The organism is Paraburkholderia panacisoli (assembly GCF_008369935.1).
Classification (GTDB): Bacteria; Pseudomonadota; Gammaproteobacteria; order Burkholderiales; family Burkholderiaceae; genus Paraburkholderia; species Paraburkholderia panacisoli.
The window spans coordinates 359,889-384,478 of sequence record NZ_VTUZ01000003.1 but is presented as its reverse complement, the minus strand read 5'-3'; the positions used below and the strand labels follow the sequence as shown (position 1 = coordinate 384,478).

The following is a 24,590-nucleotide window of genomic DNA, read 5'->3' as shown; positions in this document are numbered from 1 at the left end:
CCGGCCGATGATCGAGCGCATTCCCGTCTTTCTGCTCACCGGCTTTCTCGGCAGCGGCAAGACTACACTGCTCGCCCGCTGGCTGAAGGAAGCACCTTTGCGCGAGGCCGCGCTGATCGTCAACGAGATCGGCGCGGTCGCACTCGACCATGCGACGCTCGGCTTCGCGGCCGACGCGTCCGCGCTGCTTGCCGATGCGTGCATCTGCTGCAGCGGCCTGCCGGGCCTGCATGAAGCGCTCGAGAATCTGTTCTGGGCGCGCCTGCATCGCAGCGTCAAGCGCTTCGATTCGGTGGTGATCGAAACCACGGGGTTGGCCAATCCCGGCCCGCTGGTTGCGTCGATGCAGAGCCAGCCCTTCATCAACGAGCGGTACCGGCTGGCGGGTGTCGTGACGACGATCGGCGCGCCGACGGCGTTGCAGACAATCGATGCGTTCAGTGAAGCGCGCGCGCAACTAGACGCCGCGGACCTGATCGTGCTGACAAAAACGGATCTCGCCGACGATGCGGCGCGTCAGCCGATTATCGATGTGCTGCACCGCTTGCATCCTCTTACGCGTGTGCTGTTATCCGCGCACGCGGATCTCGGCGGCGCGCACGTGTTGCGTCATCTGGAAGAAGCGCGTGGCGCGTCACAGCAACGGCCGGAGCAGGTCTGGCAGCCCCCTGCCAACCCTCGCATCGGTGCGGGGTTTTCACGCCGCGGCGGCAATTCACGCCATGCCGCGCAAACGCGATTCGAAGCGATCGAAGGCGTCAGGAACTTCGACGCGCTGAACGCGCGACTCGATGCGCTCATCGACACTCATCGCGATGCGCTACTGAGGATGAAGGGCATCGTGCGCATGCGCGACGGCACTTCGTTGACCGTGCAGTTTGTGCGCGGCGATCGCCATGCATCGCTGACGAATGCGCCAGTGGATCGCAGCGAGCCCGAAGTCCCAGGCGGCGTCACGCTGATCCTGCGGACTACGCAAGCGCCATAAAAGAAAAACGCCGGACGCATGGGTCCGGCGCCGTGCCCCCGTCATTCGTCCGCGACGCTAATGCTCACTTCATCGTCTTCCACGGTCACGGGATACGTTTTCAGCGGAATCATGCACGGCGGCGCGACAACTTCGCCCGTGCGGATATTGAACGCGCCATTGTGAAAATCGCACTCGACCGTATCGCCGTCGATGCAGCCCTCGGACAACGAACCCGGCCCATGCGTGCACGTATCGTCGGTCACGAAGTACTCGCCTTCGAGATTGAACACCGCCAGCACGAAGCCGTTCTTCTCGATCCGGATCGCCTGCCCTTCGGCCACGTCACCCTTGCGGCACAGTGCGATGCGCGCACACGTCTTCTCCATCTCCATCCTCCGTTTTTCGATTCACCGTTTGACACACAGTGAGGCCGATGATAACTTTGTTCATGTTGAAAGAACAGCGTTCTTTTATACGGAACCCAACGAACAATGCACGACGTCGAACCATATCGACAGACAGCACACAAGGAGGCAATCGAATGTTGAAAAAACAGGACAACGACCTGCTGACCCAGACGGGTCCCGGCACACCGATGGGCGAACTGTTCCGGCGCTTCTGGCTGCCGGCACTGCTTTCCGAGGAAGTTGCGGAAGCGGGCGGCGCACCTGTGCGGTTGCAGTTGTTGTCGGAGCGCATGCTTGCGTTTCGCGATTCGAACGGCAAGCTCGGCCTCATCGACGAGTTCTGCGCGCACCGCGGCGTGTCACTGTGGTTCGGACGCAATGAGGAAGGCGGCATCCGTTGTCCGTATCACGGCTGGAAGTACGACGTAGAGGGTCAATGCATCGATGTGCCGTCGGAGCCGGCCGAAAGCGGCTATTGCAGCAAGATCAAGCTGAAGTCGTATCCGCTCGTCGAGCAGGGCGGCGTCGTGTGGGTCTACATGGGGCCGCCCGAACAGCAGCCGCCGCTGCCCGCCTACGAGTTCTCGACGGTGCCGGCGAGCCAGTCGTTCATGACCAAGCGTCTGCAGGAATGCAACTGGCTGCAGGCGCTGGAAGGCGGCGTCGATTCGAGCCACGTGTCGTTCCTGCATCGCGGCGCGCTCAATTCCGATCCGCTGTTCAAAGGCGCGCGCGGCAACCACTACAACCTGAACGACTTCAGCCCGGTCTTCGAAGTCGTCGAGGCCACCGGCGGCCTCTACATCGGCGCGCGTCGCAACGCGGAAGACGACCAGTACTACTGGCGCATCACGCCGTGGGTCATGCCGTGCTTCACGATGGTGCCGCCGCGCGGCGACCACCCGGTGCACGGCCACTTCTGGGTGCCGATCGACGACGAAAACTGCTGGACCTGGAGCTTCGACTATCACCCGACGCGCGATCTCACCACGGCCGAAGTCGACGCGATGAAGGCAGGCAGCGGCATTCACGTGCGCTATATCCCTGGCACGTACCGTCCGCTGCAGAACAAGGAGAACGACTATCTGATCGACCGCGCGGCGCAAAAGACGGGCACCTCGTACAGCGGCGTCGAGGGCATCGGCATGCAGGACGCGTCGTTGCAGGAGAGCATGGGGCCGATCCAGGATCGCACGCGCGAAAACCTCGTGTCGACAGATAACGGCATCATCATGGTCCGTCACCGGCTGATGAAGGCCGCGCGCGCACTCGCGGAAAAAGGCGTGCAGCCGCCGGGCCGCGATCCGCAATCGCAGCAGGTACGCTCGGTCGCGATCGTGTTGCGGCGCGATTTGCCCTTCAAGGAAGGCGCGAAAGACGCATTGCATGCCGAAGCCGGCAAGGCCCATACGACGATCTAGCGACCCACGTGCGCGACACGCGGAACGTGGCGCGCTCATTCACCAGCGACTCACCAGGGCATACCGGCATGAACGATTCACAACCGCAAGCCGCAAGGTCGGACGCGCAAGCGGACGCACCGCCACGCGCGTCGACTTTCGACGCCGCCGTCGCCGTCGAGCCAGGCCGCACCGAGATCCGCACGTTCGAGCGGCCGCCCGTTACGCCGTCGACGGGCTTGTTGCGCGTCGCGATCACCGGCGTCTGCGGCAGCGATGGACCTTACTACCAGCAATTGCCGCAAAGCCACGGACCGCTGATTCTCGGCCACGAAACGGTCGGCCATATCGAAGAGGCCGGCGAACTCGCGCGCAAGCATTGGGGCCTGAAAGAAGGCGACTATGTCGCGCTCGAGGAGTACATCCCGTGTGGCCATTGCGAGTACTGTCTCAGCAACGAGTTCCGGCTGTGCGATGCGACGGACTGGCGTCTTGGCGGCATGCGCTACGGCGCAACAGGTTTGCGCACCGCGCCCGGCTTCTGGGGCGGCTTCAGCCAGTTCCAGTACCTGGAACTGAACACCGTGTTTCATCGCGTGCCGTCGCATGTCGAACCGCGCTACGCGGCGCTGGCGCTGCCGCTCGGCAACGGCATCGAGTGGGCATACCTTCAAGGCGGCGCGGGTCCGGGGCAGACAGTCGTGATCCAGGGACCCGGGCAACAGGGCCTGTCGTGCGTCGTCGCGGCGCGCGAGGCCGGCGCGGCGCAGATCATCGTCACGGGTCTCGCAACGCCCACCGATCAGCGCCGTCTCGAACTCGCGCGTCAGCTAGGCGCGGATCACACGATTACCGTCGATAGCGAAGACGTGCTGGAGCGGGTTGCCGATCTGACGGGCGGCGCGATGGCCGACCTGGTCATCGACTGCGCGTCGGGCGGCACGGCCACGGTCACGACCGCGATCCAGCTCGCGCGCAAGCGCGGCACCGTGATACTCGGCGGACAGAAACGCAAGCCGATTCCCGAGTTCAATAGCGACACGATCATCGCGCGCTTTCTGACCGTGAAAGGCATGCGTGGGCACAGCTATCAGTCGGTCGAGCTCGCGCTGCAGTTGATCGCCACCGATCGTCATCAGGTGCGTCGCATGAGCACGCACATGTTCGGCCTTTCCGAAACCGATATCGCGTTGCGCACGTTGCGCGGCGAAGGCGTCGAAAACGCGATTCATATGACGATCGACCCATGGAAATGACGCACGCTTCTCTCGCCGTCGCGCCGCAACGCGCGGCACTTGCGCCCGAGGCACGCTTTCGCGTGCGGGCCGCAAATTCGTCACCGCGCCACGTGCGCGTCGTCACGCTGAGCGAATGCGACGACGACGAGCTGCGCGCCTGCGCCACCGCCTCCGAATCGAACGTGCGGTTTGCCCGCGCGAGCGAACTGGCGGCACTCGCCGGCACCCACGATCCGCAGGCGGGCGACTGGCCGCACACGATGAACGCCGCATCCGACGCGATGGCCGCCTGGCTCGGCGCGCCGGATCTCGCGATCATCGTCGGCACCGAAGGCGATGATCCGCGCGCCGCCGCGCTCGCCGCGCAGGAGTGGCGCCAACGCGGCGTGACGGTGTCGGCCGTCATCCGCCCTGCTGTTCAGGGCGCGCAAACGCAACAGAAGCAGCAACAGGCGCGGCGCCACCGCACCGCCGATGCGTTGCGCCCGTGGTGCACGATGCTGGTTCTCGTGAGCGGCAACGACTACCTCGCGGACCTGCTCGAAGCGCTCGGCGCCACCCGCGCAACGTAGTGCACGAAATATAGCCAGCGAGCTGGACACCCGCTTCGCGTATAACATCCGATAACTGCGGCAAACACGACCGCATGCACAACCCCACACCGCGAACGGCGCGCAAAGCGCCGGCGCGGCAAACGAGGTGGAGAGAGACAGTTGAAGCAGGATATCAATCGTTGGTGGACCGTCGCAGGCGGAGCAATGTGCCTGTCGGTCGGCGCGGGCGTGATTTCCGCGTTCATGTTCGGCACTTTCATCAAGGCCATCGCGGCGGAAAACGGCTGGAGCCGCGCGCAGGTATCGCTCGGCCTGACGATCTTCGAGTTTGCGATGGGACCGGGGACGATCGTCCTCGGCTCGCTGATCGACCGTTGGGGCGTGCGGCGCCCCACGCTGTTCTTTCTGGCGATATTCGCGCTGTCGATCGCGCTCGTCGGCGTGATTCCCGTTTCGTTACCGCTCTTCTGCCTCGTGTTCGTGATGGTCGGCTTCTTCGCGCCGGGCAGTAATGCACTGCCGTACGCGAAGGTCGTCTGCGCGCGCTTCGATCGCCGGCGCGGCCTCGCGCTCGGCCTCACCGTCGGCGGCACGGCGATCGGCGCGATGCTGATGCCGCAATACGCGGGCTTTCTGCTGCGTCACTTCGGCTGGCGCACGGGCTATCTCGGTGTCGCGGCGATGATGGCCGCGATCTCGATTCCCGCGCTCTATCTGCTGGTGCGCATGCCGCCCGGCACCGACGAAGCGATCGCGCGCCGCACGCGCCAATCCGCCGACAAGCTGCCTTCGCTGTGGACCATCTTCAGGCACGACCGCACGTTCCGGCTGCTGGGCATCTCGATCTTCTGCATGTCGGGTGTGCTGCTTGCGCTGCTGTCGCAACTCGTGCCGATGATGACCGACCGCGGCGAGACCGTGCGCGCCGCCGCGAGCATGCTGTCGATCGCGGGCCTCTCGTCGGCGGTGGGACGGTTGTTCGCGGGCTATCTGATGGACCGCGTTCACGCGCCCTATGTCGCGGCGATGTCGTTCACGCTGACCTTGTGCGGCGTGCTGATTCTCGCGGCGGGAGCAACGGGATCGGCGGCGATGGTCGCGGCGGCGCTGATTGGCGTCAGCATCGGCGCGGAGGCGGACATCATCACGTTCATCGTCAGCCGCTATTTCGATCTGCGGCTCTTCGGGCGCGTATGCGGCAGCATGTGGGCATGCTGGGGCTGGGGCGCGGGCATCATGATCTTCCTGTCGGGCCTGTGCTACGACCTGCTGCATTCGTATCACGCCGCGCTGTGGGTGTTCGCCGCGCTCGTGCTGCTCTCGGTCGTCTCGATCTGCCGGCTCGGGCCGTATGTGTATCCGGAGCAGCACCATCCGCGCGATTCGGCGGACAGAACGCAGGCCGGCAACGGCACGGCGGCGGCGCGCGCGAAGCCTGAAACGACCGCGGGCTGATCGATCGCCGATGGGTTGAAACGCCGCGCCGTTAGCATGCCCTTGCCGCTGGACGCCGAACGCGCGCGCGGCGAGCGCATCCTGCCGCCACTAAACAGTCGGGGGGCTCAGCAATGAAAGTCGCAGGAAGCTGTCACTGAGGTGCGATTGCCTTTGAAGCGACGGTCGTTCCGCAGCGCGCGCGAATCCCGCCGTTGAAGAAAACGTGGTGCTGCCCGGCCCTTCCCTGGTCGCCGAACATCGAAGATTTACCCTGGTCGGACCGAAGCTGATCGCAGGTCGCGCCGCGATCAGCGATCAGCGATCAGCGATCAGCGATCAGAAGTCGATCACGAGCTTCTCGCTCTTCGAGCCAGAACAGCAGATGAGCATCGCGTCGCCACGCTGCTTTTCGCGCTCCGACAGGATGCTGTCGCGATGGTCCGGCGTGCCCGACACCACTTTCACCATGCATGCGCCGCAAATGCCCTCTTCACACGAATAAGGGGCCGCGACCCCGGCTTCGCGCAGCACCTGAAGAATCGTCTTGCCTTCAGGTATCCCAAACGTCTGCCCGGTTCGCTGCAGTTCGACGACAAAACCGCCTTCGCATGCGGCTTGCGCTTTCGGCATGAAGTACTCGGCATGCACCTGAGCAGGGTCGAGCGCGGCGGTGGCCGCTTCATAGGCCGTCAGCATCGGCAGCGGGCCGCAGCAATAGTAGTGAGCGTCTTGCGGCGCGCGGGCAACGATCGCGGCGATGTCGAGCGGCTTGCCGCCCTGCTCCGCGTCGACATGAAGATGCACCTGCGGCAGCGCTTCGATCTGCTCGAGAAACGCCGCTTCGCGCCGTTCGCGGCACGCGTAATGCAGCTCGAACGCGCGGCCCAGCTTCAAGAGCCGCTGCGCCATTGCCCAGATCGGCGTGATGCCGATGCCGCCCGCGACCAGCACCGTGTAGCCCACCGTTTCGTCGAGCGGAAAGTGATTGCGCGGGCCGCCGATATTGAGCGTCTGGCCGACCCGCAGCCTGTCATGCATGAACGCGGAGCCGCCACGGCTTGCGCGGTCGCGCTTGATGCCCACCACATACGCGCGCGGATCGCCATCCGCCGTCACGAGCGAGTATTGACGCATCAGGCCGTTCGGCAAATGCACGTCGATGTGCGCGCCGGGCGCGACGGACGGCAGCGGCGCGTTGTCGGGCCGCCGCATTTCGTACAGGTTGATGTCGGCGGCGGCGTAACGGATCGACGTCAGACGCATGCTGACTGTGCCCTGCTCTTCAGTTTCCGTTCTAGTTTCAGCGGCGACGCGTTCGCGCTCGATAGTGGGTGTATCCATTGAAAAACCTCGGGCTACCTTGAAAGAGATGTCGAATGCGTGTGGCTCACGCGTTGTGCGTTTGATCGATGATGCGCAGCGGCGGCAAACGCGGCCGCAGTTCATTCGCGGTATCGATCAGCAGCTTGCGGAACACCTTGATCTGTTCGGTCGAGAAGCGTGTGAGCAAGCCGGACACCGTGAGCGCGCCGAGCAGCTCGCCGCTTTCGTTCGTCAGCGGCACCGCGATCGCGGCGAGATCGGGATCGCGCTCACCCTTGGACACGACCCAGCCGCGTGCGCGCGTCGCCACCGAGGTTTCGTCTTTCGCGTATTGCGGGTCGTACGCGCACAGTACGCGGCCCGCCGCGCCGGTGCGATACGGATGACGCGAACCTTCCTCCAGATGATGACGTGTCGAGCGCGGCGAATTCACGCGATACAGGCACATGCGTTCGTTGCCGTCGCGCACGTAGAACGACGCGGTCTCGCGCGTGAACGACGACAGCTTTTGCAACGCCGGCCGCACCAGTGCCTCGACGCTGACCGGCGCTTCGCTCAATGCGCCGAGACGCCTGAGCTCCGGTCCGAGCCGGTACTTGCCGGCCGCGTCGCGTTCCAGAAACTTCATGTACACGAGCGATGCGGTCAGGCGCAGGATCGTGCTCTTGTAGAACGACGAGCGCTGCGCGAGCACCGCAAGCGACAACACCTCACCAGGCTGACGAAAACATTGCAGCAGCGCGAGCGAGCGTTCGACAGCCTCCACACGGGTGCGGCCTTCGTCGCCGCTCGCCGCGCAATCCGCGGGTGCCGACGTTGCGACAGCGGCCTCGACTTCCATCTCCATTTTGCCTCTCCTTCATGCATCGAATGCGTTCGATGGAGCCAGTTATACGCCGCGATGATTGTTCTGTCGAACAGAATTTGTGCCGCTTGACGGACCACTATACGAAACCTATTCTGAACTCGCCAACACGGACAGTGCGCACAAAGCGCGCACCTGTACCGGCACTTATATCCATGCCCCCAATCTGGAGACGACATGCTGACCGCAGCGATGAACGAGCGCCTGACGCGCGTAGGTCCGGACACTCCCGGCGGCGAACTGATGCGCCGCTACTGGATTCCCATTGCCCCCTATTCCCAACTCGACGAAAACCCGGTGCGCAAGGTGCGTGTGCTCGGCGAAGACCTCGTGCTGTACAAAGACAAGAGCGGCACGCTCGGCCTCGTCGGCGATCGCTGTCTGCATCGCAACGTGGACCTGCAATTCGGCATCCCCGATCAATGCGGGCTGCGCTGCCCGTATCACGGCTGGCTCTTCAATGAAGGCGGGAAATGCGTCGAGCGTCCGATGGAAGCGACGCCGCGCGGTGAAATCAAGCAGAAGCTGAAGGCGTATCCGGTGCAGGAACTGGGCGGCCTAGTGTTCGCGTATCTGGGCCCGCAGCCCGCGCCCGCGCTGCCGCGCTGGGATCTGTTCGTGTGGCCCAATGCGATCCGCCAGATCGGCATCATGACAATCAATTGCAACTGGCTGCAATGCCACGAAAACACCGGCGACCCGACGCACAGCGCGTGGGCGCATGGCCATATGTTCCAGTACGTGCTCGAGCAGCAAGGGCGCTATGAAGAAGCGGCGGCGCGCGCGGAGCACACGCTGCATACGCGCCTGAAGACCGGCATCGGTATCAAGGAGCTCTACGCGAACGAAACGGAAACCGGCATTTCAAAGGGCGTACGCTATTCGCAAGAACTCGGCGCCGACTCCGATTACACGCGCGAGCATTCGACCGTGATCTTCCCGTTCTTCACGCAGACCGGCAAGACGGGTGCGCCGCGCAGCGAGTACCAGATCCGCGTGCCGATCGACGATACGCATACGTATCACATCTGCTATCAGGTGTATGCCGCGCCCCCAGGCGTCGAAGCGCCGCAGCAGGATTCCGTGCCGTGGTACGAGCCGCCGCGCCACGACGAAAACGGCAAGCCGATTCTCGACTACGTGCTCGCGCAGGACGCGCTGGTCTGGGATGCGCAAGGCGCGATCACCGACCGCACGGCCGAACTGCTCGGCCGCACCGACATTCCGATCGTGCTGCTACGCCGCCAGCTCGACCAGCAGATCGGCCGCGTCGAGGAAGGGCTCGACCCGATCAACTTTTACCGCGAGTCGCCCGACATCATCTACGGATCGGGCAGCGCGCCCGACTACAGCAAGCCGCTCTTGAAGCACAACTTCCGCAAGCTCTATCACCGCGGCTTCTTCAACGACGATGCGGACCGCTACGGCCCCGCGCTGGAGCTGGTCAAAGACCTGCATCGCAAGATCGAGGAGTTCGAGACCGCGCAGCAAAACGCGTTGGAAAAAACGGAGTCCGGCTCGAACTGAGTGCGATTCGCCCTGCCCGGCGCGAGCTACGTTCGCGCCGGGCGTTGTCCATTTCCGGCGAGGAAACGTCGATGTTATACAGAACGGTAGGCGCGGCAGGCATCAAGGTATCGGAGATCGGCTTTGGCTGCGGGGGCAACGCGGGCCTGATGGTGCGCGGCAGTTTCGACGAACAGTGCAGAATCGTCGCGCGTGCGCTCGAACTCGGCATCAACTATTTCGACAACGCGCCCGACTATGGTGACGGCGCCGCAGAAGTCAATCTCGGCCGCGTGCTGAAGGCACTGCAGGCCCGGCCGCTGATCAATTCGAAGGTCGAAGTGCGCGCGTGCGATCTCGATGACATCGCGGGTCACGTCGTGCTGTCGACTGAAGAGAGCTTGCGACGGCTCGGCGTCGACTGTCTCGACTTTCTGCAGATCCATAACGGCCCGCGCGCGGGTCCGACCGCGCTCGAAGGCCGCGGCTACAAAACGCTGGGTCTCGATGACTTCACGCGGCCAGCCGGCGCGCTCGACGGACTGCAACGCGTGCTGCGCGACGGCAAGGCGCGGCATATCGGCTTTATCTGCCGCGGCAACGACGCGCGCGAAGTCAATGCGTTGCTGGAAACAGGGCTCTTCAGCATGGTCAACGTGTCGTACACGCTGCTCAATCCGACCGCGGGCATGCTGCGTCCACCGGGACTCGACGTGGATCGCGACGGCGGCGCGGTACTCGACGCCACCGCGCGGCATGGCATCGGCGCGGCCGTTTTCAGCGCGCTGGCGGGCGGCTTTCTGACCGATGCGAGCGTCGCAGGCGCGGATCGTCATCCGCTCGCGCGCGGCGTCGATCGCGAGGCCGACGCGACGCGCGAATCCCGGCGCAAGGCCGCGCAACTGCTGCCGATCGCCGTCGAATGCGGCTGGACGCTGGCCCAGGCCGCGTATCGGTTCGTGCTGTCGCACCCGGGCGTGACGACCGTGCTCGGTGGATTTTCTGGACTGAGCCAGCTCGAGGAATTGTGCGCGGTATCCGGTGCGCCGCCGCTGAACGCGCGCGTGCTCAACCAGATCGAGGCGCTCTGGCGCAGCAATTTCGCGGCTGCATAGGCAGCCCGCATTGCCTACACTAAAAAAACCTCATGGAGACATCATGACGACCCGACGCTCAGTCGTGAAACTGTGCGCGCTATGGCCTCTCGCCCATATGGCCGGCACCGCATGGGGCGCGAGCGATATCTCGCCGAACATGGCGCTCACTCAATACATGGGCGCGGACCGCGCCGAGCGCATTCTGCGCGCCGCCAGGGATGAGGGCGAACTCAACTTCTATACGTCGATCGCGCAGTCGGATATCGCGCCGCTCGTCGATCCGTTCGAGGCACGCTATGGCATCAAGGTCAACGTATGGCGCGGGGGCGACGAGCAGGTCGTGCAGCGCTGCGTCGCGGAAACGCAGGGGCGACGCTATATCGTCGATGCGGTGCATACCGGATCATCGTTTCTCGATGCGTTGCGCCGCGAAAAGATCCTGCAGCCCGTCGTCTCGCCCGTGCATGACCAACTGATGCCCGAAACGCTGCCCGCGCATCGCCTGTGGGCCGCGACGATGCTGTCCGTGTGGGTTCAGGCGTACAACACGAATATCATCCAGCGCGCCGATTTGCCGACGCGTTTCGAGGATCTGCTCGCGCCGCACTGGAAGGGCAAGCTCGGTATCGAAGCCAAAAGCGCCGACTGGTTCGCTACCGTCGCGACGCAGATGGGCGGCGACACAGGCGTGCAGTTCTTCCGCACGCTGGTCGAAAAGAACGGCGTGTCCGCGCGGGTCGGCAATTCATTGCTGACGAATCTGGTCGCGGCGGGCGAAGTACCACTCGGGCTCGAGGTCTATAACTACATGCCTGCGCAGGCAAAACGCAAAGGCGCGCCGATCGACTGGTTTTTGATGGAGCCGGCCGCCGCGCGCGCGAACGGCATTGCCGTCACGAACCATGCGCCGCATCCCGCCGCCGCATTGCTGATGTACGACTATCTGCTGTCGGTCGACGCGCAGCGCATTCTCGCTTCGCGCGACTATGTGCCAACCAATCGGACCGTCGCTTCGCCCCTGCAGGGCACGAAGATCACGCTCGTCGATCCCGCGATGCCGCTGAAGGAGAAGATGGCATGGACGCAGACGTTCAATCAGATTTTCCTGCACGCTTCCTCATAAATTCCGCATGAAATCGCGCGCGTCTCATTGCCGGGGCGTGCGCAAAAAAACGCTCGCGAACAATGGGCCCAGCATGACCCGTTATTCGCGAGCGGAGCGCTTGCTAAAGGACGTTATTGTTGCTGTTACGGACTGCCGCGCTATCTCTCTCAGACTTTCTCACTACGCAATGCAATGCAACAGGCCGGATCGACGGAGAACCAGATCGGTTGTCCGACCGGCGTCTTATGCGAAGGGTGAACACGCGCAAGCACGGTCTGTCCGTTGACGCTGATCTGGAAATCGAGCGTTTCGCCGAGAAAGACCTTCGCGAATACCGTGCCTTCGAACACGTTGCGCTGCCCCTGCGCCGCTTCGCGCGTCTCGTGAACCATCACGTTCTCGGGACGCAGCGAGATCGAGATCTCGTCGCCTTCGCGGCACGCTGTCGCATTCGCCACCGCAATCGTGCCGATCGCGGAATCGACGATGATATTGCCGCTGTCGGCCTCGCAATGGCGCACCGTGCCGTCGATGAAATTGGTCGAGCCGACGAAATCCGCGACGAAACGGCTATTCGGCAAATCGTAGATGTCGCGCGGCGCGGCCTTCTGCACGATCTGGCCGTCCTTCATCACGGCGATTTCATGCGACAGCGCGAGCGCTTCTTCCTGATCGTGCGTCACGTAGATCGTCGTGATGCGCAGATCGCGCTGCATGCGCTTCAGTTCGAAGCGCATCTTCTCGCGCAGTTTCGCGTCGAGATTGGACAGCGGCTCGTCGAGCAACAGCAGCTTCGGCTCCATCACGAGCGCGCGCGCCAGCGCGAGACGCTGCTGCTGCCCGCCCGACATCTTCGTCGCATCGCGATCCGCCACGTGATCGAGGCCGACCGCCGTCAGCACGCGCATCACCTTCTCTTCGATCTCGCGCTTCGAGTACTTCTTCGTGCCCACTTCGAGCGGAAAGCTCGCGTTGCGAAACACCGTCATATGCGGCCAGATCGCGTAGGACTGAAACACCATGCCGAACTGCCGGCGATTCGGCGGAACAAACGTGTGCGAGTCGGACGAAAACACCGTCACGCCGTTCACGCGAATCGAGCCCCCAACCGGCTTCTCCAGTCCCGCGATCGAACGCAGCGTCGTCGTCTTGCCGCAGCCGCTCGGCCCGAGCAACGTGAACAGCTTGCCGGCCGGCACTTCGAAAGAAACGTCGCGTGCCGCGCGGACCCGCACTTTGTTGCCGTCGACGTATTCGGTATTCAGACCTTGTACATTCAGCACGTGTTTCTCCAGACGATTCGATGTTGCGGAGTGAAGTGGCCGGATGCGCCGGCTCAGCGCTGATTCGCCTTCACGCCGAACTTCCCACCGATGTATTGCGCAATCGAGACGAGCGCGAGCAGTGCGATCACCAGCATCACGCTCAACGCCGACAGTTCGACGTATTGACCGTTCTGCCACAGTTCCCAGATCACGATCGATACCGTCTCCGAGCCGGGGCTATACAGCAGCACCGCACTCGACAGCTCGCGGATCGACACGATCATCACGTAGATCCAGCCGGCCAGCAGGCCAGGCTTCAACAACGGGAGGACGATCCGATAGAACGTCGTAGTCCACGTCGCGCAGCTCATCGCGGCTGATTCCTCGAGTTCCTTGTGGATCTGCATCATCGACGTGGACGTATAGCGCATGCCATACGGCATGAAACGCGTCACATAAGCGAGCAGCAGAATCCACAGCGTGCCGTAGATGCCGATGTCAATCTTCAACGACACGATCATGAACGACAGACCCAGCACGAGGCCCGGAAACACGAGCGGCAACGACGCGAGATTGTTGAGCAGCGCGCGGCCCGGCAGCTTCGTCTTGATGACGATCCAGCTGATGACGGCGCTCAGCAGCATGACGGCCGTCGCACAGCCCACCGACAACAGCAGGCTGTTGACCACCGCGCTGCGCAGCACCGCCAGATGCAGGATGTATCGGTAGGCCGCGAACGACAGATGATGGAGCGCATCGAGCGACGGCGAACGGTAGTACATTTGCAGCGACGACCACAGCAGCACCGCGAACGGCAACGCGACGAGCAACAGGAAATAGACGACGAAGATGCCCACCGTCAGATACCGCCAACGTCCGATATCGACGACGCGCGGCCTGAAGCCCTTACCCGTCATCGTCGAAAAGCGGTCGTTGCGCCCGGTGACGCGGGACTGCACATACAGGCACAGCGACGTGATCACGACGAGCAGCATCGAATACGCGGAAGCGAGCCCGATCTGACTCGGATACTGTTCGATCGCTTCATAGATCGATGACGTGAACACCTGCAGTTTGACGGGCAAGCCGATCAGCGCGGGCACTTCGAACGATTCAAGCGCGCGCACGAACAGGATCAGCAACGTGGACGCGACGGCCGGTAACGCAAGCCGCAGCGTGATACGCCACATCGTGCGGCCGATGCCCGCACCGCACATCAGCGACGACTCCTCTAGCGACGGGTCCATACCGCGAAAGGCTGCCGACATCAGCAGAAAGGCCATCGTCGAATAATGCAGACCGTCGACCCAGATCATGCCGCCGATGCTGTAGATGTTGAACAGCGGCTTCGTGGTGCCGAACAACGCGCCGAGCGCGACATTGAGCACGCCGATTTTCGGGCTCGCCAGAAAGATCCACGAGATCGTGAACAGGATGCTGGGGATGATCAACGGGACGATCGTGATCGCGTAGAAGAGCTTGCGCCACGGCGTATTCGTGCGCTCGATGATCCATGCGAGCAGCGTGCCGATCACGAACGACACCAGCGACGCGCCGATCGCGAATCTCAGCGACGTCCCCAGCGTGCGCAGCGTTTCCTTGCTGCCGAATGCCGTCACATAGTTTTCGAACGTCACGACAGCCGGCGTGTCGGCGATTTGCGGCGTGAAGAAGCTCTGCCACAACAGGAAGGTCAGCGGGATCAACGCCAGCAGCGACACGATGACAACCGCGCTGCCGATGATCACCCACTTGCTCGACCATCGCGTGCGCCTGATCGCACCCGCTGTCGCACCGGTAGTCAATTCCACGCGCCGTCCCCTTCAGTGTCCGCATTTTCCGGGCATGAACCCGGACGTCCTCGTTCAAAGGAGTCTCGACTTTATGCTTAGGTGGCTAAGTAAAATAGTGGAGGAAACCCCGACGGAAATTGGGTGCCGAGAGGCCGATCACGCGGCCCGGGCGGCGGGTGCCATGGGCCGCGAGCCTGAAGACCTGCGTGGCACGGGGATTCGCCGACGTTTTGCCTGCGTGGAATCAGTTCTGTGGTGCGGAATATGCCCAGCGCCGTATCACGCGCGGCATGGCTAATCGATAACCGCCGGATTCGAGGCAACTTCGCCACGCGCCGGGAAAATATGACACGCCGCCGATACCGATGCCGATGCCGAACGCTGGCGTCCTGGCACGGACCGCTCGCCCAACCCTATCGATTCCGCTACCGCGCCTATCCTCCGTACTGCTCCGGTCGAACCAAAAGCCGCCATTGACAGCAGCACTGCGGTCGCTCGTGAGCGAATTCCCATGTGCGCATAACGAGTTCACGAGACCCCTGACGGTGCTATTCGCCTGGGGCGTGCCAGTTCATTCAATCGCGAAAACGGTCTGACTAAAGCCTTCTGTGGCCAGTTGGAACGGGCACGACAATGAATCCGCCGAGCTCGTCGCCGTACGCTACGATGCTCCCTTCAAGCAGGAAATTTGCTGTCAAGGCACACAGCGCCGCATCCACTTCGTCGATAGACCTCAGCGACGTCGCCTCAATTCCTGCATCTTCAAGAATTTCTCGGCGCTGGGTTCGCTTTCGCTTCGCAGATGCGACTTCAGTCCTGAGAAGGGCGCTGGTTATGGCGTGGGGAAACGTCTCAAAGCAGACTCGGTCACCGATTTCTCCCCCATTTTTGAAAAGAGGAAAATGTGGCGCGAATGCCTGATAGACACGCTCGCCGTTGAACATCCATCCGTAGAATCCGCTCTTACTGGCCATGGCCAGTTCACGAGTCGGTGTGGCGAACGAAAAGACCCGTCGCTGCGCGAGCTCCTTCTCTGCTTGCCTTCCGGCCTCGCCGACTCGCCACAGACAGGGTGCGTCAATGCCCACCGCTGCCACCTCAAATTCGATGCACTTTTCGAGCATCTGCTCTGGCGCATCCTTGCGGAGGTTGCACACAATCTCGGAGCCACGCAGGATAACGAGATGGTTTCCCTTCCGGTCTCCGCCAATGTCGATTCCGGCTACAGTTTGTTGCGACCTCATAATCGCCGTACCTTCAACGAAGCGCACTTATCTCGGTGCCATCCGATGACGCGACACGCCAGGGGTAGATGGCCGCTTCCAGTTCGCCGCCGCTGATTTCATGCCTCGGTTAATAGAGACTTGGCCTGTACAAGAAGAGCATGCGATGCGGCGAACTCATTGCGGCCAGCCATTGTGAGAGCGGCGTGGCCCGTGCGTGCAAACAACTCGTCGTTTGATGTTGCAACCACATGCGAAGCAGTGCCAATCTGGTCGTACCGACGAAAGAGTTCGAGCATCCGGAGCGCGTCTGCCCGCAGGTCCTGCGGACCGGCCGTGGCAAGAATTTGCGCCGCTGCCGCTAGTTGTTGCGTGACCAGCAGAAATTCAGAACGGTCCATGGCCCTTACCTTATAAAATGCCGTCGCCAGCTGTCCGAAGCGTCTGGCGATGGGGTTTCCGATTTTGGAACTGGCGAAGGTGCAACGCTTCGATTGCGCGTCCGCGGCCGCGGCCGAGCCTGTTCCGCACAGTCACACAGCCGCGAGCGATATGAACGCCGCCGCGTCGCAGCAGTGGCAGTAATTCAGTCCGTCAACCGGCGATACGCGCTCAAATGCCGTATTAGGCCCTGTTGGTCCCCGCGCGTCTCAAGCAGGATCGCCAGATTGTGATGTGCGTCGGCATACGACGGGTCAAGCTCGATACAGCGCTTATAACTGCGCTCAGCGTCGTCAAGCCGGCCCAGTTCCTCATAGGCGATGGCCCGGTTGAAATGCAGGACGGAGTCGTCAGGAAAGTGGGACAACGCCTCATTAAATGCATGAAGCGCGTCATCGCAACGCGCTTCGAGTTCACACAGCAGCGCGCCCAGGTCGACGTAGGCTGCGTAGAACGGTTCGGGCGATACCGCTATGGCCTTTCTGTATGCCTGTTCAGCACCCTTGATATCCGACGTTCTAAGCTGTCCGGCGAGGTCGTACCATTCCTCAGCCTGGCGCGCGAGGTCCTTTTGTCCAACTTCCATGTCGAGGAACACGACATCGCCCTTGATTTCAGCGACTTCAAAATCCAGCAGAAGTTGCCCGGTGACCGCATCCCACTGGGAGGGCCCGGTTTTTACTGCCACATCGTTCCCGACCGCCGTTACGCGAATGCCGGTTAGCGGCAGTTCATCCGGCAGTACCTCCCTGAGCCGCGATAGCGCCTGAATTATCTTGCGCGGCGGTATCTGGGCACTGCGCAACTGCAATGCAGTCCGAAGCAGAACGACATCCTGAAAGGTAAATCGATACCCGTTTCGCGGCCCACGAGTGGGCGTGACGAATCCGGCTGCGACCAGCCCAGAAACCACGTGGCGGGAAACCCCGAGCATCGATTTCAACTCGCGCATCGAAATCTCGCGCGCGGTATCTTTTGATGTCACTTTCGTGCCCGGACCTTTGCGGGTTCCTCGGCAGGGGCTTTGAGTGCACGTGCAGCGGGCTTGCGCGTCTTCGGGGCAACCGCCATTTCCGTGACAGGCTCCGCGCTCTTGCGCCTCGGTGCTGAAGCGGGCTTTGCCTTTGCGCCTCCCTTAAGACTTGCGCGCAAGGCTTCCATCAGGTCAATGACTTCAGCACCGCCCGACCCGGCTTCCACAGGCTCGTTCGTGACCACCTGCTTGCCTTCAATCTTCTCGTCGATGGCTGCAAGGATGCGCTTCTTCTCTTCGTCCTCGTACGCAGTCGGGTCGTAATTGTCTTCGGCGCCCTGTTCGATAATCTGAAGCGCCAGCTTCAATTCGGCATCGGACACCTGCACGTGTTCGATATTGAACTCTTTCAACGGGCGAACCTCGTCCGCGTAGAGCAACTGTTGAAACACGAGTCCGTCAGCTTCAGGCCGCACCTGTACGATTCGGGTCTTGCCTTTAGCAGCCCATTTGGCAAGTGCGCAACGGCCACTCTCTGCCAGCGCCTGCTGCAATAAGCTGTATGGCTTCCCACCGCGTTTGTCTGGAGCAATGTAGTACGCCTTCTCGTAGTAAACCGGGTCAACCGCTTTCTCCGGGATAAAGGCCACGATCTCGACGACGTGACTCGCAGCGTCTTCAAGCGCTTTGAGTTCGTCGGCACTGAACACGACGAACTTGTCCTTTTCGAATTCGTAGCCCTTCTTCATGGTCGAACGTTCGACGACAGCGCCTGTCGCCTCCGAGATGTACTGCTGCTTCACCCGGGACCCGTCTGGAGCGAGCATATTGAACCTGACTTCAGACGAGCTCTCTGTCGCGGAGTAAAGCTTGACAGGTATGGAAACGAGCCCGAAAGACAGGGATAGGGAGGCGATTGAACGAGCGGGCATGGACTTCTCCTCGCGGATGGGCGGGTTCAGCCAGTCGGCCGGGCAATGCGTGTGCCCCGCCGGAACTCCGAACTGCCTGGTCGAGCCCGGAACGTCCCACGTTCCAGCGCCGACCAACAGTCGATTTATTTTAGGCGCTTTAACGCTGATGCCAACGTCTGCTTGTTTGACCAGTAATCCGCCCACGGGTCCTGCGTCTGGAAGCTAAGATGCTCGCGGGCCGTCTGCACCGTCCACTGCGCCCCGCTCTTCAGCGCGGACAGTTGCTCCCATGAAACAGGCATCGAAACCCCCATGCCGGGTCGTGCGCGGGCGGAAAAGGCCGCCACCGTTGTCTGCCCAATCCCATTGCGCAGGTAGTCGACATAAACCCTGCCGATTCGGTTGGACGCCCCGGATGTGGCGGAAAAACGTTCGGGAATCGTTTTCGCAAGATGCCGAACAAACGAGCGTGAAAACGACTTCACCGCGGCATAGTCCAGTCTGGGGGTCAACGGCACCACAATGTGCAACCCCTTGCCGCCGCTTGTCTTCAGCCATGCCTTCAGCCCCAGTTCCAGCAGGAGCGTGTGTACAAGAAGTGCCGCCTCCTGAACCTGCCTCCATTTAACGCCTTCACCGGGGTCCAGGTCGAAGATAACCCGGTCGGGCTCATCGAGCCGGCGAACCGTCGAGTTCCACGTATGAAACTCGACAACGTTCATCTGCGACGCAGACAGTAGCGCATCAAGCGTGTCGACAGTCAGCAAGGGTGGGTGTCCTGGCCACAGATTCCGGTCGTGTGCTTTCAAACCGGGCATCCCCGTCTTCTCGGCGTGCTTCTGGAAAAACAGCTCTTCCGCGATGCCAACGGGCGCGCGGAGCATGGCTAGTGGGCGGTCCTTCAGGTGGGGCAGCATCCACTGGGCAACGCTTATGTAGTAGCGGGCGAGGTCGAGCTTGGTGACGCCCGTCGTCGGGTCGATGATTCTATCGGGGTGGGTTACCTTGACTTGTGGCAGATGACTCGGTGCTAGCGTCTTCGTCGCCTCGCGGACGACGCTGCTTGCGGACTTATCGGTGCGCAGCCCTTTGAACGAGGCCTGTCGTACAAGACCATCCGTGGTCCACTCGGCAAACTCGACCTCCGCGACCAACAACGGTTGAACCCAGTGTTCGCTGCCAGCGGCGCGCCTGGACCACCGCCGGGGTTTGCCTGCGGCGACGTCAAATGGCGCGGATTCCATTTCGAGCGGGGTAAGGCGGGTCCACAGGTCCCGTGCAGTCCGGGCGTCCCAGCCGGCGCCGACGCTGCCGGCGTCGTGAAGCCTGCCACCGACGTAATATCCGAGTAACAGGCTGCCAATTTCCCCAGCCGTGCCGCCGCGACTGGTAAAGCCACAGATGACGAACTCCTGCCTCAGCTGGCATTTGGCCTTTAACCACGTTTGCGAGCGTCCCGATACGTACGGCGCATCGCGCCGCTTGAACATCAGGCCTTCGAGCCCCAAGTCCGAGGCGGCTTGAAATACCTGTGCCGGCGGTGCCTCATAGTCCTCGCAGAAGCGAATCCGTTCGCCCGCATGTTCCAGAAGCTTCTCGAGGCGCGCGCGTCTTGCGCTCAGCGGCACCTTTCGCAGGTCCTTGTCCTCCAGGTACACCAGGTCAAACAGGAAGAAGACAATATTCCCGCTGGAAGCACCGTCTATCGCATCCTGCAGAGCAGCGAAATCAGGGATGCCATCCTTGAGTACGACAATTTCGCCATCCAGCCAGGCACTGGAGACGGGGAGTCGCTCGACCTCTGCGGCGAGACCGGCAAGCTTTTTTGTCCAGTCGTGTCCTCCGCTCGTGAAGAGTCGCACACGCCCCTTGTCGACACGTGCGAGCAAGCGATATCCATCCAGCTTGGCCTCGATTATCCAGTCGCCTCCCGTTGGCAGGGAACTCGCCAGGGTGGCGAGTTGCGGCTCGAGTTTTGCGGGAAGCGGCGCCGACGCTGCGGCAGAGAGGTCGATTTCCGAATCCGCATCGCGCGAGGGGCGCGCCGACCTGGATTCGCGTTCTTCCGCCAGTCCAAGCGGCTTCGCGACCACACTGTCGGGGAGCGCCTTGATGACATCGTATTCTGAAAGCGGTATGGCCCACTCGTCGCGCTTTTTGAAGAGCATCCACTGGTCCTGCCTGTCTTCCGGCTTGGCAATTCGCACCAGCTCCCACAACCCGGCGAGCTTTTCACCGTGGAGTCGAAAAACGAGCTTGCCCGCTTTCATGCCCTCGTGTGGGTCCCCGACCGGCTCCCACGTGCCGCGGTCCCACACGAGCACGGTGCCCGACCCATACTGCTTTGGCGGAATCGCGCCTTCGAAGCTCGCGTAGTCGACCGGATGGTTCTCGACGTGAATCGCCATCCGCTTTTCCTTCGGGTCATAGCTCGGGCCTTTGGGCACGGCCCACGACAGCAGGACTCCATCAAGCTCGAGCCGAAAGTCGTAGTGCAGCCGGCTAGCCCAGTGCTTTTGCACGACAAACAGCGACGGGTGGGCATCCTCCGAGGCTTCGCCAGCCGATGGCGCGGGCTCTGGCGTGACATGAAAGTCACGCTTCTTCCGGTAGTTGGACAGCGGCAACCGTGTCCGGTCAGAGGGGGTGGGCATTGTCAAAGTTTAAGACCATTTGCCAGCCGCGCCGTATATCCTGGCACGCCGGGATTGAAGGCGGCCGCGGTTGAGCAGCGAACCTTGCGAACGTCAGCGGGAGAACGATTCAGCTGCTCGGCTGACACTGCGCATTCGTGCAGTCCGGAAACGAAACCAATGAGGAACCGGAGAGGGTCGGGACGCCGTGCTGGACGGGCTGCCAGCCACAGATAAGTGCCGACTGGACAACTGCCTTTTTTGTGCTCGTGGTTGTCGGCAAGCGGACCTGACGTGAGGCGCCAATCAAGTTGCTCAGGCCTGCTTGGGGGGACCTTTTCGGCCACCGCTTGCAAGGCGCTGCCAAGCAAACCGGCGGCACTCCGCCTTTGGGCATCATTCTGCGAAAAGTCGCTGGCACGTACGTTGCGTCGGTACGTGTAACGGGGCGCGGTAAATCTGAATGCGCCGTTTCACTGGACCGAGAGGACAAAAATGACCAGTACCGGAGAGCAATCCTTACGTGTCGTCGTGGAGAAATGGCTGGAGTTCAACGCCCTCGGCACCGCACGGGTCACTGCGTTTGGCCGTACGCACTCGGCGAGAAGCCGCTACGTCTGCGTTGAGACCACCCACGACAGTGAGAAGGTCGCGCTGTTCTTCTTTCGTCACGACGACGGCTGCTGGAGGGTATTTCCTCCTGCTCCGACGTTGCCAGAGATGACCCTGGAGCGCCTGGCTGCGTAGCATGAATCCTGCGGCGCATGAGGCACTGTTGCGACCGGTACCTTGCGACCAGTACCCTTCGACGGCCAGAACCAGGCGGCGGCATGGCTATAGAAGGTCTGATGATAACGGGGATGCGGCCGAGTCCCTGGCAATGCTCCTGCGAATGACCTTTTAATTTTTTGGGGCGGCCATTTTAGACAGATAAGACTCCAACTGCCGGCCGCCAGTCTTGCTAGAGGCGCGGCGTCATCAGGAATATCAGGCTCTAGCGCGATGCGACGGAGGTCGAAAACGGAGCCATGCGCATTCGCGCCACGTCAAGCCGCAGCGCAAATGCGGCGAGCTATACGAGTCATGTGGCGGCTTCTTCACCCCTCCCAACTGATACTGAGGCGGTTCCGCTCATGCGGCAGCGGGCCACGAATAAACGTTGGTCTGCGCAAGTCTCTGCAGGGGCTCGAGCGGCTGAGCTAGTATGTGCATCGCATCCGTTCATTCCCAGCCTATGACGAGCTTTTTCCATTATGACCTGCAGTCGCTCCGGCTCTTCGTCGTCGTTGCCGAACTCGGTAGCCTGACTAGGGCCGCCGACCGCACGAACATGACCCTGTCTGCGGTCAGCAAGCGCATTGCCGACCTCGAACGAAGCACCGGGTGCGCGCTCCTCCTTCGGCAACCGCGTGGCGTCGAACTGACCGCTGCGGGCAAAGGTTTGCTCGTTCACGCGCGGCAACTCGTCGAGCGCGTAAACCGCATGGCCAACGAGATGAACGACTATTCAACGGGCGTTCGTGGGCACGTGCGGATGTGGGCGAATACATCCGCCATCGTCCAGTTCTTGCCGCGTGACGTGCGAATCTTCCTTTCCGACAACCCCAGCGTCAAAATCTCCCTGGAGGAACGGCTCAGCGGTGAAATTGTGTCCGCGGTGACAAGCGGCGATGCCGACATTGGCATCTTCGCCGACAACGTGCCCGCCCCGGACATCGAAAAAGCCGTCTATCGACGGGACAAGCTCGTCCTTCTGGTCCCGAATGACCACCCGCTCGCATCGCAAAAACAGGTGGCCTTCATCGACACACTTGACTTCGAGTACGTCGGTTTGAACGAAGGCAGTTCATTACTCGCGCGTTTGCTCGCAGCGGCAATCGCCGCAGAACGTACGCTCAAGGTGCGAATTCAGGTAAGCAGCTTTGATGGCATATGCCGGATGATTGAGCAGGGGCTGGGTATCGGCGTCTTGCCGGAAGCCGCGGTCAGAAACGAGATTCTCGCGGCAGGGCTGCGACCCGTACAGCTTGTCGACGAATGGGCGGACAGAACACTCTGGATTGGTACTCGCTCCGTCGAATCGCTGTCGCCTGAAGCAGCCCGCCTCTTCGCCTTCATGTCTGGCCGCAAAGACGCCTGACTACCGACCCTTTCCCAAATGGAAAGGGTCATTGAAAAAACATCCATTTTCACGGCGGGCGCGTGGCCCCACAGTAAAGCATCGGTCAAACGGGCTTTACAGGAGACAACCGTGAAAAAGCCGCTCGAAGGCATACGCGTGCTCGAAATGGGACAGCTCATTGCTGGCCCTTTCGCTGGAAAGATGCTCGCCGAATTCGGCGCGCACGTGACAAAGATAGAACCGCCCGGCACAGGTGACCCGCTTCGCAAATGGCGCCTGCTGCACGAGGGGACATCGCTCTGGTGGGCCGCCCAGTCGCGCAACAAGGAGTCAGTGACGCTTGACCTGCGCTCGCCGGAAGGTCAAGACGTCGCTCGCAAGCTCATCGCGGAAAGCGATGTCCTGATTGAAAACTTCCGTCCCGGCACCCTCGAAGTGTGGGGTCTCGGTTGGGATGAACTTCACGAACTGAACCCTGGACTGGTCATGCTGCGCGTTTCGGGTTACGGTCAAACGGGCCCCTACCGCGACCGCCCCGGCTTTGGCGTGGTTGCCGAAGCAATGGGCGGGCTTCGCCATCTAAGCGGTGAGCCCGGCCGCACACCCGTTCGGGTAGGCGTCTCAATCGGCGATTCCCTCTCTGCATTGCACGGCGTAATCGGCATCCTCCTCGCTCTGCGTCATCGCGACCAGAACGGCGGCAACGGGCAACTGATAGACGTTGCGCTTTACGAGTCGGTCTTCAACATGATGGAGAGCCTGCTCCCGGAGTTTTCAGTCTTCGGGACCGTACGGCAACCTGCGGGCAGCAGCCTGCCAGGCATCGCCCCTTCGAACGCCTATCGCTGCGCCGACGGGAAATACGCCCTGATTGCGGGCAACGGCGACAGCATTTTCCGCCGTTTGATGGACCTCATTGGCCGGCGCGACCTCGCCGAAGACCCGGCGCTTGTGCAAAACGACGGCCGCGTGGCGCACGTCGAGCGTATCGACGCAGCCATCGCCGACTGGACCGTGCGCCAGCCACTCGACGATGTGCTTGGCGCACTCAACGAAGCGCGAATCCCCGCCGGAAAAATCTACGACGTCGCAGACATTGCGAGTGACCCGCACTACCTTGCGCGAGACATGATTCTTGACGCGCAACTGCCAGACGGCACCTCGGTGAAGGTGCCGGGCATCGTGCCGAAACTCAGCGCCACCCCAGGCACAGTCGATTCGTTTGCACCCACCCTCGGCCAGCATACGGACGCTGTCCTGGAGCGAGTCGGAGTCGACACGGCGACGCGCGAATCATGGCGTTCGCGCGGCATTATCTGATTGG

At 62.1% G+C, this 24,590-nt stretch carries 21 protein-coding genes; 11 read left to right on the top strand and 10 right to left on the bottom strand.

Going from position 1 to position 24,590, the window contains the following annotated elements:
* Positions 1-7: 7 nt before the first annotated feature.
* Positions 8-988: a CobW family GTP-binding protein gene (locus tag FVF58_RS06505; protein WP_149669055.1), complete on the top strand. Its 981-nt coding sequence runs from the start codon at positions 8-10 to the stop codon at positions 986-988.
* Positions 989-1,029: 41 nt separating this feature from the next.
* Here the strand turns inward: FVF58_RS06505 and FVF58_RS06500 are convergent, their stop codons facing one another.
* Positions 1,030-1,356: a non-heme iron oxygenase ferredoxin subunit gene (locus FVF58_RS06500; protein ID WP_223191125.1), complete on the bottom strand. Its 327-nt coding sequence runs from the start codon at positions 1,354-1,356 to the stop codon at positions 1,030-1,032.
* 155 nt (positions 1,357-1,511) lie between these two features.
* Between FVF58_RS06500 and FVF58_RS06495 the strand changes: the two genes are divergently transcribed.
* The 4 genes from FVF58_RS06495 to FVF58_RS06480 all read left to right on the top strand — a co-directional run bounded on the left by FVF58_RS06495 (position 1,512) and on the right by FVF58_RS06480 (position 6,024).
* Positions 1,512-2,798, top strand: a complete 1,287-nt coding sequence (locus tag FVF58_RS06495) for an aromatic ring-hydroxylating dioxygenase subunit alpha (protein WP_149669053.1) — start codon at positions 1,512-1,514, stop codon at positions 2,796-2,798.
* 68 nt (positions 2,799-2,866) lie between these two features.
* Entirely contained in the window at positions 2,867-4,033 is a 1,167-nt protein-coding gene (locus FVF58_RS06490) for a zinc-dependent alcohol dehydrogenase (RefSeq protein WP_149669052.1), read from the top strand.
* Positions 4,024-4,587: a hypothetical protein gene (locus tag FVF58_RS06485; protein ID WP_246216951.1), complete on the top strand. Its 564-nt coding sequence runs from the start codon at positions 4,024-4,026 to the stop codon at positions 4,585-4,587. The genes FVF58_RS06490 and FVF58_RS06485 overlap by 10 nt, the downstream gene beginning before the upstream one ends.
* A 141-nt stretch (positions 4,588-4,728) precedes the next feature.
* Positions 4,729-6,024, top strand: a complete 1,296-nt coding sequence (locus tag FVF58_RS06480) for an MFS transporter (protein ID WP_149669051.1) — start codon at positions 4,729-4,731, stop codon at positions 6,022-6,024.
* 318 nt (positions 6,025-6,342) lie between these two features.
* On the opposite strand, the gene FVF58_RS06475 is transcribed toward FVF58_RS06480, so the two are convergent.
* Positions 6,343-7,269 (bottom strand): PDR/VanB family oxidoreductase, encoded by a 927-nt coding sequence (locus FVF58_RS06475; RefSeq protein ID WP_246216963.1) that lies wholly within the window; start codon positions 7,267-7,269, stop codon positions 6,343-6,345.
* 124 nt (positions 7,270-7,393) lie between these two features.
* Complete coding sequence (locus FVF58_RS06470) at positions 7,394-8,176, bottom strand: IclR family transcriptional regulator (RefSeq protein ID WP_149669049.1); 783 nt, start codon at positions 8,174-8,176, stop codon at positions 7,394-7,396.
* Between the two features lie 195 nt (positions 8,177-8,371).
* Between FVF58_RS06470 and FVF58_RS06465 the strand changes: the two genes are divergently transcribed.
* From FVF58_RS06465 to FVF58_RS06455, 3 genes are all read left to right on the top strand, one after another.
* Entirely contained in the window at positions 8,372-9,721 is a 1,350-nt protein-coding gene (locus FVF58_RS06465; RefSeq protein WP_149669048.1) for a Rieske 2Fe-2S domain-containing protein, read from the top strand.
* A gap of 71 nt (positions 9,722-9,792) precedes the next feature.
* A complete protein-coding gene (locus FVF58_RS06460) occupies positions 9,793-10,815 on the top strand; it encodes an aldo/keto reductase (protein ID WP_149669047.1) in 1,023 nt (340 codons plus the stop codon).
* Positions 10,816-10,858: 43 nt separating this feature from the next.
* Positions 10,859-11,920, top strand: a complete 1,062-nt coding sequence (locus FVF58_RS06455; protein WP_149669046.1) for an ABC transporter substrate-binding protein — start codon at positions 10,859-10,861, stop codon at positions 11,918-11,920.
* Positions 11,921-12,069: 149 nt separating this feature from the next.
* On the opposite strand, the gene FVF58_RS06450 is transcribed toward FVF58_RS06455, so the two are convergent.
* The 7 genes from FVF58_RS06450 to ligD form a co-directional block, all read right to left on the bottom strand.
* Positions 12,070-13,185: an ABC transporter ATP-binding protein gene (locus tag FVF58_RS06450; RefSeq protein ID WP_149669045.1), complete on the bottom strand. Its 1,116-nt coding sequence runs from the start codon at positions 13,183-13,185 to the stop codon at positions 12,070-12,072.
* Positions 13,186-13,238: 53 nt separating this feature from the next.
* On the bottom strand, positions 13,239-14,978 hold the full coding sequence (locus FVF58_RS06445) for an ABC transporter permease (protein ID WP_149669044.1): 1,740 nt from the start codon (positions 14,976-14,978) through the stop codon (positions 13,239-13,241).
* A 578-nt stretch (positions 14,979-15,556) separates the two neighbouring features.
* Positions 15,557-16,204, bottom strand: a complete 648-nt coding sequence (locus FVF58_RS06440) for a DUF429 domain-containing protein (RefSeq protein WP_149669153.1) — start codon at positions 16,202-16,204, stop codon at positions 15,557-15,559.
* A gap of 98 nt (positions 16,205-16,302) precedes the next feature.
* A complete protein-coding gene (locus FVF58_RS06435) occupies positions 16,303-16,584 on the bottom strand; it encodes a hypothetical protein (RefSeq protein WP_149669043.1) in 282 nt (93 codons plus the stop codon).
* Between the two features lie 185 nt (positions 16,585-16,769).
* Positions 16,770-17,576: a tetratricopeptide repeat protein gene (locus tag FVF58_RS06430; protein ID WP_188130721.1), complete on the bottom strand. Its 807-nt coding sequence runs from the start codon at positions 17,574-17,576 to the stop codon at positions 16,770-16,772.
* Positions 17,577-17,605: 29 nt separating this feature from the next.
* Positions 17,606-18,529: a non-homologous end joining protein Ku gene (gene ku / locus FVF58_RS06425; protein ID WP_149669041.1), complete on the bottom strand. Its 924-nt coding sequence runs from the start codon at positions 18,527-18,529 to the stop codon at positions 17,606-17,608.
* Between the two features lie 125 nt (positions 18,530-18,654).
* Positions 18,655-21,165 carry a DNA ligase D gene (gene ligD / locus FVF58_RS06420; RefSeq protein ID WP_149669040.1) on the bottom strand — a complete coding sequence of 837 codons (2,511 nt, stop codon included), beginning with the start codon at positions 21,163-21,165 and terminating at the stop codon, positions 18,655-18,657.
* 474 nt (positions 21,166-21,639) lie between these two features.
* On the opposite strand from ligD, the gene FVF58_RS06415 reads away from it, so the two are divergent.
* The 3 genes from FVF58_RS06415 (at position 21,640) to FVF58_RS06405 (ending at position 24,586) form a co-directional block, all read left to right on the top strand.
* Positions 21,640-21,891, top strand: coding sequence for a hypothetical protein (locus tag FVF58_RS06415; RefSeq protein WP_149669039.1), 252 nt, complete (start codon positions 21,640-21,642; stop codon positions 21,889-21,891).
* Between the two features lie 487 nt (positions 21,892-22,378).
* Positions 22,379-23,284, top strand: a complete 906-nt coding sequence (locus tag FVF58_RS06410; protein ID WP_149669152.1) for a LysR family transcriptional regulator — start codon at positions 22,379-22,381, stop codon at positions 23,282-23,284.
* 111 nt (positions 23,285-23,395) lie between these two features.
* Positions 23,396-24,586 carry a CaiB/BaiF CoA transferase family protein gene (locus FVF58_RS06405; RefSeq protein WP_149669038.1) on the top strand — a complete coding sequence of 397 codons (1,191 nt, stop codon included), beginning with the start codon at positions 23,396-23,398 and terminating at the stop codon, positions 24,584-24,586.
* The last annotated feature ends 4 nt before the right edge of the window (positions 24,587-24,590 follow it).

What these genes read in the sequence shown, in the direction of transcription:
- FVF58_RS06460 (WP_149669047.1), top strand. Translation starts at nt 9,793, where the DNA reads ATGTTATACAGAACGGTAGGCGCGGCAGGCATCAAGGTATCGGAGATC.
- ku (WP_149669041.1), bottom strand. Translation starts at nt 18,529, where the DNA reads ATGCCCGCTCGTTCAATCGCCTCCCTATCCCTGTCTTTCGGGCTCGTT.
- FVF58_RS06465 (WP_149669048.1), top strand. Translation starts at nt 8,372, where the DNA reads ATGCTGACCGCAGCGATGAACGAGCGCCTGACGCGCGTAGGTCCGGAC.
- FVF58_RS06415 (WP_149669039.1), top strand. Translation starts at nt 21,640, where the DNA reads ATGACCAGTACCGGAGAGCAATCCTTACGTGTCGTCGTGGAGAAATGG.
- ligD (WP_149669040.1), bottom strand. Translation starts at nt 21,165, where the DNA reads ATGCCCACCCCCTCTGACCGGACACGGTTGCCGCTGTCCAACTACCGG.
- FVF58_RS06485 (WP_246216951.1), top strand. Translation starts at nt 4,024, where the DNA reads ATGGAAATGACGCACGCTTCTCTCGCCGTCGCGCCGCAACGCGCGGCA.
- FVF58_RS06475 (WP_246216963.1), bottom strand. Translation starts at nt 7,269, where the DNA reads ATGCGTCTGACGTCGATCCGTTACGCCGCCGCCGACATCAACCTGTAC.
- FVF58_RS06440 (WP_149669153.1), bottom strand. Translation starts at nt 16,204, where the DNA reads ATGAGGTCGCAACAAACTGTAGCCGGAATCGACATTGGCGGAGACCGG.
- FVF58_RS06500 (WP_223191125.1), bottom strand. Translation starts at nt 1,356, where the DNA reads ATGGAGAAGACGTGTGCGCGCATCGCACTGTGCCGCAAGGGTGACGTG.
- FVF58_RS06470 (WP_149669049.1), bottom strand. Translation starts at nt 8,176, where the DNA reads ATGGAGATGGAAGTCGAGGCCGCTGTCGCAACGTCGGCACCCGCGGAT.
- FVF58_RS06490 (WP_149669052.1), top strand. Translation starts at nt 2,867, where the DNA reads ATGAACGATTCACAACCGCAAGCCGCAAGGTCGGACGCGCAAGCGGAC.
- FVF58_RS06410 (WP_149669152.1), top strand. Translation starts at nt 22,379, where the DNA reads ATGACGAGCTTTTTCCATTATGACCTGCAGTCGCTCCGGCTCTTCGTC.
- FVF58_RS06505 (WP_149669055.1), top strand. Translation starts at nt 8, where the DNA reads ATGATCGAGCGCATTCCCGTCTTTCTGCTCACCGGCTTTCTCGGCAGC.
- FVF58_RS06435 (WP_149669043.1), bottom strand. Translation starts at nt 16,584, where the DNA reads ATGGACCGTTCTGAATTTCTGCTGGTCACGCAACAACTAGCGGCAGCG.
- FVF58_RS06495 (WP_149669053.1), top strand. Translation starts at nt 1,512, where the DNA reads ATGTTGAAAAAACAGGACAACGACCTGCTGACCCAGACGGGTCCCGGC.
- FVF58_RS06455 (WP_149669046.1), top strand. Translation starts at nt 10,859, where the DNA reads ATGACGACCCGACGCTCAGTCGTGAAACTGTGCGCGCTATGGCCTCTC.
- FVF58_RS06430 (WP_188130721.1), bottom strand. Translation starts at nt 17,576, where the DNA reads ATGCGCGAGTTGAAATCGATGCTCGGGGTTTCCCGCCACGTGGTTTCT.